Below are 15,624 nucleotides of genomic sequence, written 5' to 3'. Positions count from 1 at the left end.
ATGGAATATAGGTAAAAACCCGAATCTTCACAAGACACATATTGCATCGCAGCAATCTTGTAAGGATTTTTCATGATTTCAACACCTTAGCGTTGATTTCGCTTGAGTTCATCGTCCGAACAAAGGACTGATGCAAACAATTTAGAGCGGCACGGCCGTAGTGACTTTCACTCTGTCCATCACAAAGCTGGTCTTGCAATCTTGCACGCTGGGGTGCTTGAGCAAGGTATCCATGATGAAGCGGCTGTAATGCTGCATATCTGCCACGACTACGCGCAGCAAATAGTCCATCTCACCCGTCAAGGAGACGCATTCCACCACCTCGGGCCATGTTTGCACGCTGGCGCGAAACACATCCATGGGGTTGCGTTTGCTGGTTTCGGTGTGCTTTTCAAGGCGAACATTGATGTACGCAGTCAAACCCAAGCCCACGCTCTCGGGCGGCACCAGAGCCACGTAACGGTCGATAATGCCGTTTTCCTCCAGCCGCTTGACCCGGCGCAGCACGGCGCTGGGCGAAAGGCCCACCTGCTCGCCGATGACGTCATAAGTTTCTCGGCCATTGGCCTGTAATCGGCGCAAAATCGCCTTGTCCAGTTTGTCTAAGGAGTGCGTAGGGCTCATAGCAGCAGATTATAAAAACAGCGCAGTTTTTATTCAGGGATAACCCTTGATAATCAATTAAATTGCACAAAATCAATATTTTTCGCAATTTTTATGCTTATCGTGATTTTATTTCACGGTATTTTTGCATAAAGGCTGCTCATGCGCGGGCCTAAAGTAACTCCATTATTCGACACCTATTCTTCGTGTGTTGACCCCTTGACCGGATGGAGACCTCGCCATGAACGCCCCCCTCGCCCAAAACCAGACCAGCAACGCCCAAACTTGGGACAACCCCATGGGCACAGACGGCTTCGAGTTTGTCGAATACGCTGCCCCTGATCCTGTGGCCATGGGCGCGCTGTTCGAGCGCATGGGTTTTACCGCCATTGCCAAGCACCGCCGCAAAAACGTCACGCTGTACCGCCAAGGCGAGATCAACTTCATCATCAACGCCGAGCCCGACAGTTTTGCCCAGCGCTTTGCCCGCTTGCATGGCCCCAGCGTTTGCGCCATTGCCATTCGTGTCGATGACGCCAAGTTCGCTTATGAGCGCGCTACCTCTTTAGGCGCTTGGGGCTACGCCGAGCATGCCGCTCCTGGCGAGTTGAGCATTCCTGCTATCAAGGGCGTTGGCGACTCGCTGATTTACTTCATCGACAAATGGCGCGGTAAAAACGGAGCTAAAGATGGTGACTTGGGCAACATCAGCTTTTTTGATGTGGACTTCGAGCCCCTGCCCGGAGCCAACCTCCACCCCGAAGGTTTAGGCCTGACCTATATCGACCACCTGACGAACAACGTCTACCGGGGCCGCATGAGCGGACTGGCCGATTTTTACGAGCGCATTTTCAACTTCCGCGAGATTCGCTATTTCGACATCGAAGGTCAGTCCACTGGCGTCAAGAGCAAGGCCATGACCAGCCCTTGCGGCAAGATTCGCATCCCCATCAACGAAGAAGGCAACGACAAGGCCGGCCAGATTCAGGAATACCTGGACATGTATCACGGCGAGGGCTTTCAGCACATTGCGCTGGGCTCGACGAATCTGTACGACACCGTGGATGGCTTGCAGATGAATGGCATCAAGCTGCTCAACACCAGCGAGACCTATTACGAGCTGCTGCCCAAACGCATCCCGAACTTGCAAGAACCCGTGCCCGAGCTCATGGCGCGCAATATCTTGGTGGATGGTTCACCGGATGAGTTGCTGCTGCAGATCTTCAGCGAAAACCAGCTGGGCCCCATCTTCTTTGAGTTCATTCAGCGCAAGGGCAATAGCGGCTTTGGCGAGGGCAACTTCAAAGCCTTGTTTGAGACCATGGAGCTAGACCAAATGCGCCGTGGGGTGCTCAAGGCTTAAACGGCTTTTTCAATAAGCTTGCCAAGCTAAGCGGCCACATGCTCCACGCCAGCCACTTTTGGTGCGGCCCTCGACCCCGAGGACTGCAAAAGGCTGGGGCTATGGCCAAAGTCATAACAAGCCGCCGCTTTCATAGAAAAAACACATGGGGCAAGCAACAGAGCCACTACAGAGTGACGAAAGAGAGCCACGCGCATTTTTCTGAATTTATTGACAGCAAGACCCCGCTTACAGTCAGCGCGTTTCTATACTTACGACTCTGTGCTTTTTGGTCTCTCTGGGGTTTATCTGTGAATCGATCGTTTTTGCTTGCAGCCTTGCTTTCCGTCTCGACGTTATGCGCACATGCGCAAAACGCCTCCCAAGCACTGTCTTTTGTAGTGCCCTACCCTGCAGGCGGCCCTCTTGATACCTCTGCCCATCTTCTGGCCAGCAGCGCCCAAAAAAGCTTGGGCGCTATCACGGTGTTGAACAAACCCGGTGAAGGCGGCATGAAAGGGGTTGATCTGATCGCCAAGGCTAAGCCTCAGGACAACATGATTGTCATGGGCGCTGTCGCCACCCATGCGGTACTGCCCCACCTGAACTCCAGCATCAGTTACAACGCAGAAAAAGACTTCAAGCCCATTCTCTTGGTCGCGCGCGTGCCCAACGTGCTGGTCATGTCCAAGGCCCGTGCCGAGGCGCTGAACCTGCAGTCCACCCAAGATTTGCTCGCCTACATCAAAGCCAACCCCGGGGCGCTGAAAATGGGCTCGGCAGGCAAGGGCAGTATTGGCCACATCGCCGGTGAAGTGTTCAAGTCGCTAGTCAACTTGCGTATTGATAACCAGCTCTTTGAAGGCGCAACGGCAACCCAAAAAGCCTTGCTGGATGGGCAAGTCGACATGGTGTTTGACAACCTCGCATCGGCTTTGCCCATGATTGAGTCCGGCAAGCTGCTGGCCTTATCAGTGACCTCTTTGGGTCGCAATATGACCTTGCCCAAGGTCCCGCCTATGAATGAGGCAGTGCCCGGTTTTGACTTGGTCACATGGTTTGGCATCTTCGCGCCGGCCAGCCTGCCCGATCAAGATGCCCAGCGCTATGCGTTGGCTTTTAAAGCAGCACTGAATGACCCGCTGTACCAGAGTCAGTACCGCAAGATGGGCATCGCGCAAGAAGATATGCAGCTGCGGGCATTTTCTGATTTCGTCAGCCGCGAAGGTCGCAAATTTCAGTTTTTGATTAGAGCAACCAAGATTAAGGCCGGATAAGTCGCCTAGCCGTGGGGAGATCTGTGTCTGCTTTTTTGCATAAAGGAGCACATGATGGGACAGACACCTGTTGTTTACGGAGAGTCCACACGCCCTCCCCGCGGCGATTACAGCCGAGCCAAGGGCGACTACATCTGCGCTCAAAATTACGCAGCCTATACCGAGGCCGAGCACGACACCTATCACCGGCTGTATGAGCGCCAGTCTGCCCTGCTAGCGGGTCGCGCTAGCCAGCATTTCATCGACGCCCTGCCCGCACTCGGCGCCAAGGAGCGCATCCCGCGCTTTGAAGAGATCAACGAGCGCCTATTCAAAGCCACGGGCTGGGAGATTGTGGGCGTGCCGGGACTGATCCCGGAGGTTCCTTTTTTCTCTTTGCTAGCCCAGCGCAAATTTCCCGTCACGGACTGGATTCGCCAGCCCGAAGAGTTTGAATACATTGTCGAGCCCGACATTTTTCACGACCTTTTCGGTCATGTGCCTTTGCTGTTCAACCCCGTCATGGCGGACTTCATTCAGGCCTATGGCCAAGGCGGACTCAAAGCTGCCGAGCTAGGCGCCTGCGAAATGCTCTCGCGCCTGTATTGGTACACGGTGGAGTTCGGCCTGATTCGTGAAGATGGCGGAGTACGCGCTTATGGAGCGGGCATTCTCAGCTCAGTCGGCGAGCTGGAATACAGCGTCAACAGCACAGAGCCACATCGCCTGCCCCTGCAGCTAGAGCGCGCCATGCGCACGCTCTACAAAATTGATACCTACCAGCAGACCTATTTCGTCATCGATGATATGCAGCAGCTTCTTGATCTGGCCAACACCGAATTTGCGCCGTTGTATGAGCAGCTCAGCCGGCAACCGACAATCGGCGCCAAGGAATTACTGCCGGGCGAGCAGCCACTCTAAAAACACAGTCTTTTACGCCTCTAGTCTTTATATTTAAAGCACTTGTAGCTATATTTTAAATAGCACCCTGAGCTATAGCGCGAAAACCCTGCTCACCGCATTGCACCTATAGTTGCAGCGTGCTGACTGCCCTCAAGGCATTTCTGAGCAGTCAATCTGCGCCGCCTTGCTACCCCCTGCTCTACCCCAATCAAAGCCATGCAACATCCTTGCATCCGACTGCTGCGCTGGTTCATAGCGCTTCTTGCGCTTCCTGTCTTCATCAGCCTCGCCATTGCTGCAGAGCCGGTCTCCTCCTCTGATCAAACAAGGACGTCGCTTCAACAGCTCGAACAAGCCGCGACATCGCTGGAAGCCATGCGCACAGCGCTGGACGACACGGACTCCGCCGATACGCTGCAAACTCTGGCTGAAAGCGCATTGCAATCCAAACGCGATGCGGACAACGCCGTCACCGCGCTGGAGCCCTTGCTCAAGCAACTCGACGCCCGCATCGCACAGCTCGGAGCCGTGGTTGAAGGGGTGGAGGAAAGCCCTGAAATCAAGCAGCAGCGCAAAGACCTCAATCAACAGCACAGCGATCTGGACTCCGCCATCAAGCGCGGCAAGCTGTTGTCGGTGGAGGCCAAACAAGCGGGCGACAGCGTTGAAAAAATCCGCACCCAGCAGTTCAACGAGGAAATTACGCGCAAGGTCGCGTCTCCTTTATCCCCATCGCTGTGGAAAAAATTTGCCGCTGACATTCCGCAAGACCTGCAACGCATCAATGGCTTGATTCGCCAAGGCAAAACCAGCTTTAACGCCGCGATTGCAGAGCATGGCTGGAAACTGCCACTGCTAGGTGCGCTGGCCGCACTGGTGCTGATGTTTCCGCTACGCATCTGGCTGCGCAGCCTGGGGCGAAAGTTTGCTTCGTCTGACCGCGCGCCGATTGGACGCCTGCGCCGCTCGGGTCTGGCTGTGTGGATGCTGGTGGTCGGCACGGCCCTGCCCGGCCTCGCAGGAATGGTCTTTATCGAAAGCCTTCGCTCCATCGATGCGATTGCACCGCGACTTGATTTAGTGGCAGATGCTTGGATCAAGGGCATGTTTGTGGCGGCATTCTTCCTGTCCGTCAGCGCCAGCCTGCTGGTGCCCAAGCGCCCCTCATGGCGGCTACTGAATATTGACGATGAAGCTGCGCCCAAGCTCACTCGCCTGGCATGGGGTGCAGCCGCACTGACATGGTTATCCATGATGATCAACGCGATTGATATCGCTGCGCGCACCAGCGCAGTCAGCAGCGTCGCCATCGATGGTTTGATCGCCCTGACCTATGCCGCCCTCATCATGTCGGTGCTGGTGGTCATCAATCAGCAAAGGCATCGCCAGCAAATCATCGACCGTGAAAAGGCCGCCCAAAACCCGGCAGAGCACCGCCCCGCCACCACCAGCAACTGGTTGATGTTTGCTTGGCTGGGTGGTCATTTCACGGTGCTGGCAGCGCTGATTGCCGCGCTGATTGGTTATCTGAACTTCTCCGTTTTTGTCGCAACGCAAATGGTCTGGATCACCGTGGTGGTGCTCGCGACTACGCTGCTGATGAAGTTTGCCGATGACTTTTTTGGCTGGATGTTCTCAGCCGAAAGCCGCACCGGCCAAGCCATTGCGCAGGGCACAGGGCTGAAGCACTCTCGTCTCGAGCAAATCGGCGTGCTGCTCTCCGCTTTCAGCCGCGTGTGCCTGTTACTGCTGGGCCTGCTGGCACTCACAGCGCCCTTTGGCAACTCCAACACCTTGCTGGCACTGAGCGACAGCCTGACCAAGGGCCTGCCCATTGGCGACGCCGTGCTGCGCCCCATGACCATACTGCGCGGCATTGTGGTGCTGGTTGTCGGCCTGACTATTTTCCGCACGCTGCAGCACTGGCTGGTCGAGACGTACCTGCCTAAAACCGAGCTCGATATTGGCGCACGCAACTCGATAAGCACTGTCGCACACTACGTCGGCATCATCCTTTCAGGGCTGTGGACGCTGGCGGCGCTGGGCATTGGTTTTGAGAAGGTCGCACTGCTGGCCAGTGCGCTGTCAGTCGGTATTGGTTTTGGTCTGCAAGCCATTACGCAGAACTTTGTCTCTGGCCTGATTTTGCTGGCCGAGCGCCCCGTCAAACTCGGCGACCGCGTACGCATTGGCGATCAAGTAGGCGACATTCGCCGCATCAGCGTGCGCGCGACCGAGATTCAGACCGATGACAAATCGACCATCATCGTTCCCAACTCAGAGCTCATCACCAAACCCCTGCAGAATCTGACTATGGATGGCGCTTTGGGTCGCATCTCCATTGCTTTTTCAGTGCCGCTCAACACTGACATCGTCAAACTGCGCGACGTGCTGCTAGGTCTATACGCAGAGCATGAAGCCGTTCTTGCCACACCCGCCCCGGCCATGTATGTGGACTCTCTGAGCGGCAGCGTGATCAATATCGCTAGTAACGGCCATGTCTCCAGCTCACGCAATGTCTACACCACCCGCAGCGACTTGCTGTTTGGCCTGCTGCAGCGCTGTGCTGAGCAAAAAATTGCGCTGGCATCTGCCACCGATATCCACTTGATACGCGACCCGGGCGAGCCTTCAACGCCCAGCTCTGCTGCGCCCAGCCCAGCGCCCGCTCAAGCGCCGCCGCCTTAATCTAAAACCACCTGCAATGGCCCGCGCAGTTGCAGGTGGTGGGCTAGCAGTACGCCTCAGAAAGCGCCTAGGACAAGCCCTCGTAGACCCTGATAAAGGTGATCAGCAGAATTGACACAGTAAAAGCTCACTTTACTTTGTTCAACCTGCCGCTGCCAAACAGCGTGAGCGGCCTCTTGAAGGTGCCCTCTATGAACGCTGATGCTCCGTGGCTCAAGAATTACCCGCCCAATGTGCCGCACGATGTGCATCCCGAGCAGTACCGATCCTTGGTGCACCTGCTGGAAGAGGCGTTAACCCAGCACGCAGACCGCCCGTTTTCGGTCTGCATGGACCGCTGGATGAGCTATGCGGAGCTAGACCAGCTATCCACACAAATGGGCGCATGGCTGCAAAGTCTGGGCCTAGAGCCCGGTGTACGCGTGGCCATCATGCTGCCCAACATCCCTCAGTTCGCCGTCAGCATGGCTGGCGTGCTGCGAGCCGGCTTTACCTGCGTGAACGTCAACCCGCTTTACACCCCGCGCGAGCTAGAGCACCAGCTCAAAGATTCCGGTGCCACGGCCATCATCATTTTGGAAAACTTTGCCCACACACTGTCTCAAGTGTTGGAGCACACCAGCATTCGCCACATCTGCCTGACCAGCATGGGCGACTTGCTCGGCGGCCTGTACGGCAGCTGGATCACCTTTGCCGTGCGCCATATGGCCAAGATGGTTCCGGCCTTTGATTTACCCCTTGGCTCAGGTTCTGGCACAGGCAGTCATCAGCGCCAAGTTACGCCATTCAAAAAAGCACTCACAAAGGGCGCTGATCGCAAACTGATCCCCAGCACCGCCACGCAAGACTCCATCGCCTTTTTGCAATACACAGGCGGCACCACCGGCCTATCCAAAGGCGCAGTACTCACCCACCGCAACATCGTGGCCGCCACGCTGCAAGGGCACACTTGGTTCACCCCTGCACTCGAAGGGCGCGTCAAGGCCAATGAAACCCATGTCATCGCAGCTCTGCCGCTGTATCACATCTTCGCGCTCACGGTCTGCCTGTTCTCCATGCGGCTGGGCGGCAGCCTGAGCCTGATTCCCAACCCCCGCGACATTCCCAAGTTTGTCAAAGTGCTCAAAAAACGGCCCTTTCATGTGCTCCCCGCCGTGAACACCTTGTTCAACGCTTTGCTCAACAACCCAGAGTTTCGCCAGCTTGATTTCTCACAGCTCTTTATTTCTCAGGCCGGCGGTATGGCTGCCTCGGAAGGCACGGCCAGGCAGTGGCAGCAACTGACTGGCTGCGCCATGATTGAAGGCTGGGGCATGAGCGAGACCTGTGCCATTGGCACCAACAACCCCGTGACCAACAAAGAGTTCACCGGTACCATCGGCCTACCTCTGCCCAGCATCTCGGTTGCTATCAAAGATGATGACGACAACGACGTACCCAACGGACAACCGGGCGAGTTGTGCATCAAAGGCCCCAATGTCATGCATAGCTATTACAACCAGCCTGCAGAAACGGCCAAGGCCTTCACCGCAGACGGCTATATGCGCACCGGCGACATTGCCTTGATGGATGACGAGGGCTACACCCGCATCATTGACCGCAAGAAGGACATGATGGTGGTCAGCGGCTTCAACGTGTACCCCAATGAGCTGGAGAACGTCATCTCCATGTGCCCCGGCGTGCTGGAGTGCGCTGCCGTTGGCGTGAAAGACGAGCAGCAAGGCGAATCCATCAAAATCTACGTGGTGCGCAGCGATCCATCTCTGACCGAAGATCGCGTCATGCGCTACTGCCAAGAGCAGCTGACTGGCTACAAACGCCCTCGCTTTATCGAATTCCGCGATGAGCTACCCAAAACCAACGTCGGCAAAATTTTGCGCCGCGAACTCAGGTCGAGCTAAGTTTTTTCAGAAAATTTACGCGTTTTCCCGAGGAGGCGATTTTTTCGCTGCTAGAATATCGATCTTCGGGTGATTAGCTCAGTGGTAGAGCACTGCCTTCACACGGCAGGGGTCACATGTTCGAAACATGTATTACCCACCAATTAAAGCGCGATTAGCTCAGCGGTAGAGCACTGCCTTCACACGGCAGGGGTCACATGTTCGATCCATGTATCGCGCACCAAAAATCCATTCGTGGATAAAAGGGTCTAAAGATAAATCTTTAGACCCTTTTTGTTTTTCCAGGTCGGACTTGCGGTCCTTCATGAGGCTTCAAAGGAAAAGGCAACGCTTCGCGCTACCTTTATCACCCAACGCTCTAGCGGCAACGAGGTAATGCTTGGCTACTTGCATAGCAAAGCAGGTGCAGCACTCAACTAACTGCCGCGCCCGTCATCAAAGCACGGGCATCTGCCGCAGACTCAAGGCTTAGTACCTGCTGCATTAGGCGCTCTGCGTCTGCCTTTTTCATCCCCCCGGCAAGAGTGCAGTCCATAAATTTCTGCAAGAACTCATCGCGTGACATAGGATTTCTCGGGGCACCGCGGGCAAAGTCAACGGTCTTGCTGTAAACCTTGCCATTGTTTAAACGGACTTCCACACGCGTTCCGCTAGGTCCACCTTCCGGCTTTACCAATGAGGTATCAATTTCAGTTTTAATTTTCTGTGTCACCGCCAGCACGTCACTCCGTCTCAGCGCCTCTGGCGTGAAGTGACGCAAGCCTACCTGCTGATCAAGCAGCGCCACAGCCACTACCCACGGGTTACTGAACTGAGCCTCTACCGTTGATGCCGGCTTTTGCTTTTTTTCCAGAGGTGTTCCCAGCAGCTGAAAGTCATCTGGTCCGTTGTAAATCGTGATCGATGCAACATCTGCGGCGGAAATCTTATGCTCACGAAACAGTCCTAAAGCGGCATCTACCGCGCCGTGGCTACCGCGGCATGAAGGCCAGGGCTTGAACGTCAGCTGTGAGCCTGCAAAAACTTTACCCAGACCATCTAACAGCAGCGCACGCGAATAATGGTTCTGATGGTATTGGTGATAAAAGCCTCGCACTCCTTCCAGCACACGGTGCGCACCGTTCACACCCTTTTGCGCCAGACGTGCGGAATACACACCTGTATATGACGCAAAGCCCGGCCCCATGCGCTTGGTCAGTGCACCATCCACATGAGCTTGAGCGTTTCCTGCGGCTTGATGAAAGGCGATGCCAGCCGCACTCACCATCTGATCACGCGTTAGCCCCATCAACTTGCCTGCGACAAAAGCCGAGGCGAAGTAGCCATACAAAGTGGTGTTGTGCCAGCCAACCTTGAATCCGTTGACACCTGGCTGTGATGAATCGGCAAGTCGACAAGAGATGTCTACCCCCAGCGCTACTGCGGTAATGATTTCCTTGCCACTTACTTGACGACCCAGCATATCGGCTACTGCCAGTGCAGCAGGCACCGTGACAACGCCCGGATGCATGAAAGATTTGTCATACATGTCGTCATAGTCAAGTGCATGCGACATGGTGGCATTGACCTTGACTGCTTCATGAGCAGGAATTCGTTGACGACTACCCCAAAGCAAGGCTTCCGGCTTTCCGCCCATTTCCAGCGCCAACTCTCGCAGCTCCTTAACGCCACCTTCATTGACGCCTGCAATGGCAACACCCAAGGTGTCCAGAATTTGATTTTTAGTGGCCTCGACTACCTGGTCAGGTAAGTCCGCGTATTGAGTGGAAAGACAGTAATCTGCCAGCGCCACAATCGCATCTGGAGCATCAGGCGGGCGCTGCGACATCCGCGCTTGTCCAGTCGCCTCTTTGCTTTGCGCCAAAGCCGAAGTTAGCCCCATGCCAGCCAACCCTGCTAAACCTGCCTTGCCCAAGCTTCTGCGATTGATTTCCATGCTGTCTCCTCTAGTTATGAACGATGTACCGTGACACCTGCATGCCTAGCGCCCGTATTCATACCTGCCCGTTGAGCAAGGCAGCGCCCAAACATGTGCGCTTGTCATGAGGAGTTCGAATCTGCCAAAAATGATGGATATCCGACGAAGCCTTGGCCAGCTTCATCAGAAAAATGAGCAAGGGCCAGCTAACCCTTTTGCCCCAAGCCACTTAGGCTCTATTGAGAATTGCTCGACGATCGCGCTGCAGCGACAAGGGCTTGAATGAAAGGCCCAAGCCCGCAGCAAGGCTTGTGCCTTGCAAAGGCGGGCAGCGCCGCAGACTGCTCCTAGTCTTTGGCGGATGCATCTTCAGATTTGAAGATGTTTTTAAGCAGGCGCAAGTCGCAGAGTTTTCCCACTGGCGTCTTGAACTTCAGCATGGGCATATATGACTTGATATATGCCAGCAGCAGCACCACGTTCATGTACGTGCACCATACGGCCATATAGAAGCTGAAAATCCGCTCAAAGCGCAGGTTCAGAGCGATGGAGTTGTAGAACACCACAAGTGACAAAGGCATGGCAATTACCAGCGCCAGCGGAACAAAGCGGTTAAAGACCAAGCACAGGCCCACCACCAGCTCGGCAACCTTCACATAGTCAAACATTCCCGTTTCGATCATGCTGACCAACATGACGTTCGAGAGATGCAGCGTTCCCAGAGGCTGGGGGTAAACGTTCGCGAAGCCCCACATGGGCAAGAGATGGTTGATGCCATTAACGATCATCCAAGCACCCAGCATTACCCGAAAGAAGGTAATGATCAGAGTGCCGATGAACCAGATATCAATTTTGATATTTTCCGACTGGGAGTCTTCAGCAGTTTTCATAATGAGAATTGAATACGTTGTTGACCGGCGTGAGCTCAGAGCTCACTGAAAGAAAGGCAAGAGAGGGGCGAACGTGAATTCATCGGCTTGGCTTGGGCCAAGTGACTTGATCGCAGGTTTTCCCTTCAGGCACGCTTTCACTTGTCGGACGTGCTCTATCCACAATCCGACCATCTCGCGTGCGGAAGAAATCCACCACTTCCTGACTCTTGCCATCTGAGCCATCAATGCAATGCCAGACCACTACATTCACCCCTTCGGCAACCACGCGCCGAATCGTGTGCTTGAGCGGAGCTCCATCTTTGCGGTCAGCGGCGTTCGGTGCCAAATCCACAGACTTCTCATTCATGTAGAGCTTGACGGCCTGCTCACCCTTGCCATCCTCATAGGCCATCTTCATAAAGCCACTGACGATTTCACGCGGCAGCTTGCCTACACCCGGTCCGTTGTCGTTCGCCCAGCGTGGATTGGAAGCCATGTGATGCCATACAGCAGCCGTCAGCACTAGGCCAACAACCACCGCTATCTGGTTAAAAGTTTTTTTCTTGATGTGCATAGGTGGACCTTATGAGATGTCCTTTTTCGAATGACATGCCATGAGTCCAAATCGACCCAAAGCATCTTGACTCTGTCTGCAATTCCAAGCAGTACGCGCATTCTTGATTCCATTAACTGCCCCAACCACCGCAGGGAATGCATGGCTGCTATGCAAATTCAAAGTCTGAGAAAGTTTTTTTCGTAATAGATATTCCATCTGTAGGAATATCAAAGCCAAAAACAACAGCAAGCACTCACAATCAAAAAACCAACCAAGGGAAAGACCTAGTTCATGCCCGGGGAGTAGTCACACGAGTCACTTCTATTAATGAGCACACTTATCGCGGCCATCACAACCCAATAAGCCAAAGGTCTGCGTTTGAGACAAGGCGAAGCACCTGATCTCACACCAACGCATCAAGGATGTGTGTCAGTAGTTCTTAAGCAATAGCTAACTGCACTTTATGCAAATGGCTTACGCCTATGCGCCCGGCATAATGCCGCTTGAGACTGGCGCGCTCACCCCATTTTTAAAATAACCAATAGACCTGTATGAGCGAAACCACCACTTTGATTTGGGATGATCAACTGCTTTTGGGACACGCGCCCATGGATGAGCTGCATGAAGAGTTTGTCGGCTTGGCTGCCCAGTTGCAAACGGCTCAAGACGCACAACTGCCGCAGCTGCTGGAGGCGATGGAAGTTCACCTTAAGCACCACTTCGCCGAAGAAGATCAGTGGATGAACACCACAAGCTTCCCCCCGCGTGACTGCCACATTGATGAACATGCTGCCGTTTTAAAGTCAGTCGCTGAAGTTCGTGACTTACTCAATCAAGGCAACATCGATGCCTGCCGCCGCCTCATCACAGCCTTGGTCGAATGGTTCCCAGGCCACGCCACACATCTCGACTCTGCCTTGGCTCACTGGATGTCCAAGCAGCGCTTTGGCGGCAAGCCCGTGGTTATCAAACGCAATATCCTTTCCCAAGCCGACGCCTGAGCCTTCGAGTGCCCACCGCTTCGCTCGCCCACCTGCCCCCCGGCATGACCGTGCTGGAGCGCGGCTGGCTGTCGGCCAACAACATTGTGTTTGCGGCGGCTTCCGGTGATACGCAAGGCTCGGCGGTGGTCGATACCGGCTATGTCAGCCACTCGGCGCAGACACTGGACTTAATCGACAGCGCGCTGCAAGGCCAGCCGCTGGCGCGCATTCTCAACACTCACCTGCACAGCGACCACTGCGGCGGCAATGCGCTGCTGCAGCAAACTTATCCAGAGGTGCAGACCTTTATCGCGCCCGGCGAGGCCGAGCACATCCGCGTTTGGGATGAAACCAAGCTCAGTTACGCCCCCACGGGGCAGGGATGTCCACGCTTTGCCATCACCGGCTTGCTGCAGCCCGGCGCCAGTGTGTGTCTGTCAGGTCGCGATTGGCAGATTCATGCAGCGCCCGGTCACGATCCGCATTCGGTGATTCTGTTTGAGCCCGAGAGCCGCACCCTGATCTCTGCCGATGCGCTGTGGGAAAACGGCTTTGGCGTCGTCTTCCCCGAGATTGAAGGCATTGCTGCTTTTGATGAAGTGGCAGCCACGCTGGATGTGATTGAGCAGTTGCAGCCGCTGACCGTTGTGCCCGGCCACGGCAGCGTGTTTACCGATGCGCCTGCAGCGCTGGCCATTGCGCGCAAACGGCTGGCAGCATTTGTGCAGTCACCCGAGCGCCATGCCAACTATGCGGCCAAGGTACTGCTCAAATACAAGCTGCTGGAATGGCAAAGCATCAGCTTGCAAGACCTCAGCCTCTGGACCCATGCCACGTCCTATTTCGGTCTCTTGCACCAGACCTACTTCGGCACGCAGACATGGCAGCAATGGCTGGATAGCTTGATTGAAGGTCTGATTGCCAGCGGCGCTGCCAAGCTGCAGCACGGCGCAGCGGGCGCACCTGTTCTACTCAATCAGTGATGCACAGTGGCGGCTACCATCCGCATCACCACGGGGCGCACCAGCACCACACAGAAAAAGGCCGAAGGCATGGCCACGGCATAAGCTTTGAGCACCGTCCACCAGTAACCCGCGCCCAGCCCGCCATTGACGGCCACGATGATGCAGCACATGAAAAACGCCATGATCAGCGCCATATAGAAGGCAAACGCCAGCGGCGTAAAGCGTTTGTGCAGTTTGCGGCTCGGCTTTGGGGGCGGATGATGCAAACGGCTTTTTTCGCTCATCTCAGTCATTGCTGCTCAACTCCTCATGGTGAGCCGCTTCGCCCTGCTTCCAGTACGAGGCAATGCGCATGCGCTTGGGGTTGGCGCCGGGCTTGGCCAGAAGGCGCTTGCGTAAATCCGCCATCACGCGGTTCTCGCCAGAAGCCCAGATGAATCCATCACCCGCAGGCAACTCCAGCGCATCCGCCGCGTCGGCCAGCGATGTCACCCACTGCAAATCCAGCACGGCGGCACTGGCCCATGCACGTTGATCGGCGGGATTGCTAATTTGCACCCGCACAATGGCGCGGCTGTTGGCAGGCAATTCGGCCAAACGGCGCTCTATCGCGGGCATGGCACTTTCATCGCCCAGCAGCACATGCCAGTCCAGATCAGCAGGCACCACCAAGCTGCCACGCGGCCCGGCCAGCCCTAGCCACTGGCCTATGGGGGCTGTGCGCGCCCATTCCACAGCGGGGCCGGTGCCATGCTCGGCAAACTCCATCTGCAGCGTGTTGTGCGCTGCGTCGTAGTGAAGCGGTGTGTAGTCGCGCATGGTGGGGCGTTCGCCATCGATGTGCGGCTTGCCATCCACCATCTGCGGCAGATTGGGTTTCTCAAGACTCTCCTGCGGCAAGATGAGTTTGGTGTGGTCGTCAAAACCAGCGCTGACAAAGCCCTCCAGCTCAGGCCCGCCCAAGGTCAAACGAATAAAGCCGGGGCTGACCTGCTCTCGCGCCAGCAATTGCACATGGCGGGCGCGAAAGGGGTGGCGAACACGCTGCATGATGGGGGTTACTTCGATGTTGGACATTTTTCTGAAGAAGTTGATAAAGTCCACTAAATATCAACCAATAAGTTGACTAAGTCAACAATTGCCCTTTTCGATCATGAGTTCATCCCTTGCCGCCGATGTGTTTGAAGTGCTGCACGACCTGATGCACCAGTTTCGCGCGCGCCTGCTTGAGTCGCTGGAGCGCATTCAGCCGGGGCTGACGTTCAATGAGTTCCGCATCCTGATGCACGCAGGCCGCCACCCGGGCATTACGCAAAAAGAGTTGGTCGAGCACAGCCACACCGACAAGGCCCAGATGGCGCGCACGCTGGCGCAGCTGCAAGACAAGGGCTGGCTGGACCGATCCGCCAGCCAAGCCGACAAGCGCGTGCGCTGCCTGCAACTCAGCGCGCAAGGGCAGCAGTTGTTCACCCAGCTCAAAAATCGGCGCGAGCAAATTGCCACCGAGCTGCTGCGCGACTTTCCCGCCGATCAGCAAACGCAGCTGCGCGAGCTGCTGAAACTGGCCTTGAGCAGCGCTCAGTCTGTCAATTAAAAACTAGAGCACATCAATAAAAAGAGCTGCCAGTGCTTTTGAA

14 protein-coding genes and 2 tRNA genes are annotated in these 15,624 nt (G+C 55.6%); 10 read left to right on the top strand and 6 right to left on the bottom strand.

Features of this window, described 5'->3' with window-relative positions:
- Nucleotides 1-141 precede the first annotated feature (141 nt).
- Nucleotides 142-624, bottom strand: coding sequence for an Lrp/AsnC family transcriptional regulator (locus KUF54_RS14875; RefSeq protein WP_219343543.1), 483 nt, complete (start codon nucleotides 622-624; stop codon nucleotides 142-144).
- Nucleotides 625-844: 220 nt separating this feature from the next.
- On the opposite strand from KUF54_RS14875, the gene hppD reads away from it, so the two are divergent.
- The 7 genes from hppD (at nucleotide 845) to KUF54_RS14840 (ending at nucleotide 8,916) form a co-directional block, all read left to right on the top strand.
- The gene (hppD, locus tag KUF54_RS14870) at nucleotides 845-1,966 is read left to right on the top strand and encodes a 4-hydroxyphenylpyruvate dioxygenase (RefSeq protein WP_219343542.1); all 1,122 of its coding nucleotides are present in this window, start codon (nucleotides 845-847) and stop codon (nucleotides 1,964-1,966) included.
- Between the two features lie 290 nt (nucleotides 1,967-2,256).
- Complete coding sequence (locus KUF54_RS14865) at nucleotides 2,257-3,222, top strand: tripartite tricarboxylate transporter substrate binding protein (RefSeq protein ID WP_255576145.1); 966 nt, start codon at nucleotides 2,257-2,259, stop codon at nucleotides 3,220-3,222.
- Nucleotides 3,223-3,276: 54 nt separating this feature from the next.
- Entirely contained in the window at nucleotides 3,277-4,122 is an 846-nt protein-coding gene (phhA, locus tag KUF54_RS14860; protein ID WP_219343540.1) for a phenylalanine 4-monooxygenase, read from the top strand.
- 198 nt (nucleotides 4,123-4,320) lie between these two features.
- Nucleotides 4,321-6,792: a DUF3772 domain-containing protein gene (locus KUF54_RS14855; protein WP_219343539.1), complete on the top strand. Its 2,472-nt coding sequence runs from the start codon at nucleotides 4,321-4,323 to the stop codon at nucleotides 6,790-6,792.
- 191 nt (nucleotides 6,793-6,983) lie between these two features.
- On the top strand, nucleotides 6,984-8,693 hold the full coding sequence (locus KUF54_RS14850; protein WP_219343538.1) for an AMP-binding protein: 1,710 nt from the start codon (nucleotides 6,984-6,986) through the stop codon (nucleotides 8,691-8,693).
- Nucleotides 8,694-8,760: 67 nt separating this feature from the next.
- A tRNA-Val gene (locus KUF54_RS14845) sits at nucleotides 8,761-8,835 on the top strand.
- Nucleotides 8,836-8,841: 6 nt separating this feature from the next.
- Nucleotides 8,842-8,916 (top strand) — tRNA-Val (locus KUF54_RS14840).
- A 189-nt stretch (nucleotides 8,917-9,105) separates the two neighbouring features.
- On the opposite strand, the gene KUF54_RS14835 is transcribed toward KUF54_RS14840, so the two are convergent.
- The 3 genes from KUF54_RS14835 to KUF54_RS14825 form a co-directional block, all read right to left on the bottom strand.
- The gene (locus KUF54_RS14835) at nucleotides 9,106-10,629 is read right to left on the bottom strand and encodes an MmgE/PrpD family protein (protein WP_255576144.1); all 1,524 of its coding nucleotides are present in this window, start codon (nucleotides 10,627-10,629) and stop codon (nucleotides 9,106-9,108) included.
- A gap of 329 nt (nucleotides 10,630-10,958) precedes the next feature.
- Nucleotides 10,959-11,501, bottom strand: a complete 543-nt coding sequence (locus KUF54_RS14830) for a DoxX family protein (protein WP_219343537.1) — start codon at nucleotides 11,499-11,501, stop codon at nucleotides 10,959-10,961.
- Between the two features lie 79 nt (nucleotides 11,502-11,580).
- Complete coding sequence (locus KUF54_RS14825) at nucleotides 11,581-12,057, bottom strand: hypothetical protein (protein WP_219343536.1); 477 nt, start codon at nucleotides 12,055-12,057, stop codon at nucleotides 11,581-11,583.
- Between the two features lie 533 nt (nucleotides 12,058-12,590).
- On the opposite strand from KUF54_RS14825, the gene KUF54_RS14820 reads away from it, so the two are divergent.
- Both KUF54_RS14820 and KUF54_RS14815 read left to right on the top strand, forming a co-directional pair.
- Nucleotides 12,591-13,040 (top strand): bacteriohemerythrin, encoded by a 450-nt coding sequence (locus KUF54_RS14820; protein WP_219343535.1) that lies wholly within the window; start codon nucleotides 12,591-12,593, stop codon nucleotides 13,038-13,040.
- A gap of 44 nt (nucleotides 13,041-13,084) precedes the next feature.
- Nucleotides 13,085-14,005 carry an MBL fold metallo-hydrolase gene (locus KUF54_RS14815; RefSeq protein WP_219346421.1) on the top strand — a complete coding sequence of 307 codons (921 nt, stop codon included), beginning with the start codon at nucleotides 13,085-13,087 and terminating at the stop codon, nucleotides 14,003-14,005.
- On the opposite strand, the gene KUF54_RS14810 is transcribed toward KUF54_RS14815, so the two are convergent.
- Together KUF54_RS14810 and KUF54_RS14805 are read right to left on the bottom strand one after the other, a co-directional pair.
- Nucleotides 13,999-14,271 carry a DUF2798 domain-containing protein gene (locus KUF54_RS14810; RefSeq protein ID WP_219343534.1) on the bottom strand — a complete coding sequence of 91 codons (273 nt, stop codon included), beginning with the start codon at nucleotides 14,269-14,271 and terminating at the stop codon, nucleotides 13,999-14,001. The genes KUF54_RS14815 and KUF54_RS14810 overlap by 7 nt on opposite strands.
- Nucleotide 14,272: 1 nt before the next feature.
- Complete coding sequence (locus KUF54_RS14805; protein ID WP_219343533.1) at nucleotides 14,273-15,064, bottom strand: siderophore-interacting protein; 792 nt, start codon at nucleotides 15,062-15,064, stop codon at nucleotides 14,273-14,275.
- Between the two features lie 76 nt (nucleotides 15,065-15,140).
- Here KUF54_RS14805 and KUF54_RS14800 point away from each other — a divergent pair, with 76 nt between their 5' ends.
- On the top strand, nucleotides 15,141-15,581 hold the full coding sequence (locus KUF54_RS14800) for a MarR family winged helix-turn-helix transcriptional regulator (RefSeq protein ID WP_219343532.1): 441 nt from the start codon (nucleotides 15,141-15,143) through the stop codon (nucleotides 15,579-15,581).
- Nucleotides 15,582-15,624 lie beyond the last annotated feature (43 nt).

The organism is Comamonas sp. Y33R10-2 (assembly GCF_019355935.1).
GTDB lineage: Bacteria > Pseudomonadota > Gammaproteobacteria > Burkholderiales > Burkholderiaceae_C > Comamonas.
This window is presented reverse-complemented; position numbering and strand designations above follow the sequence as displayed.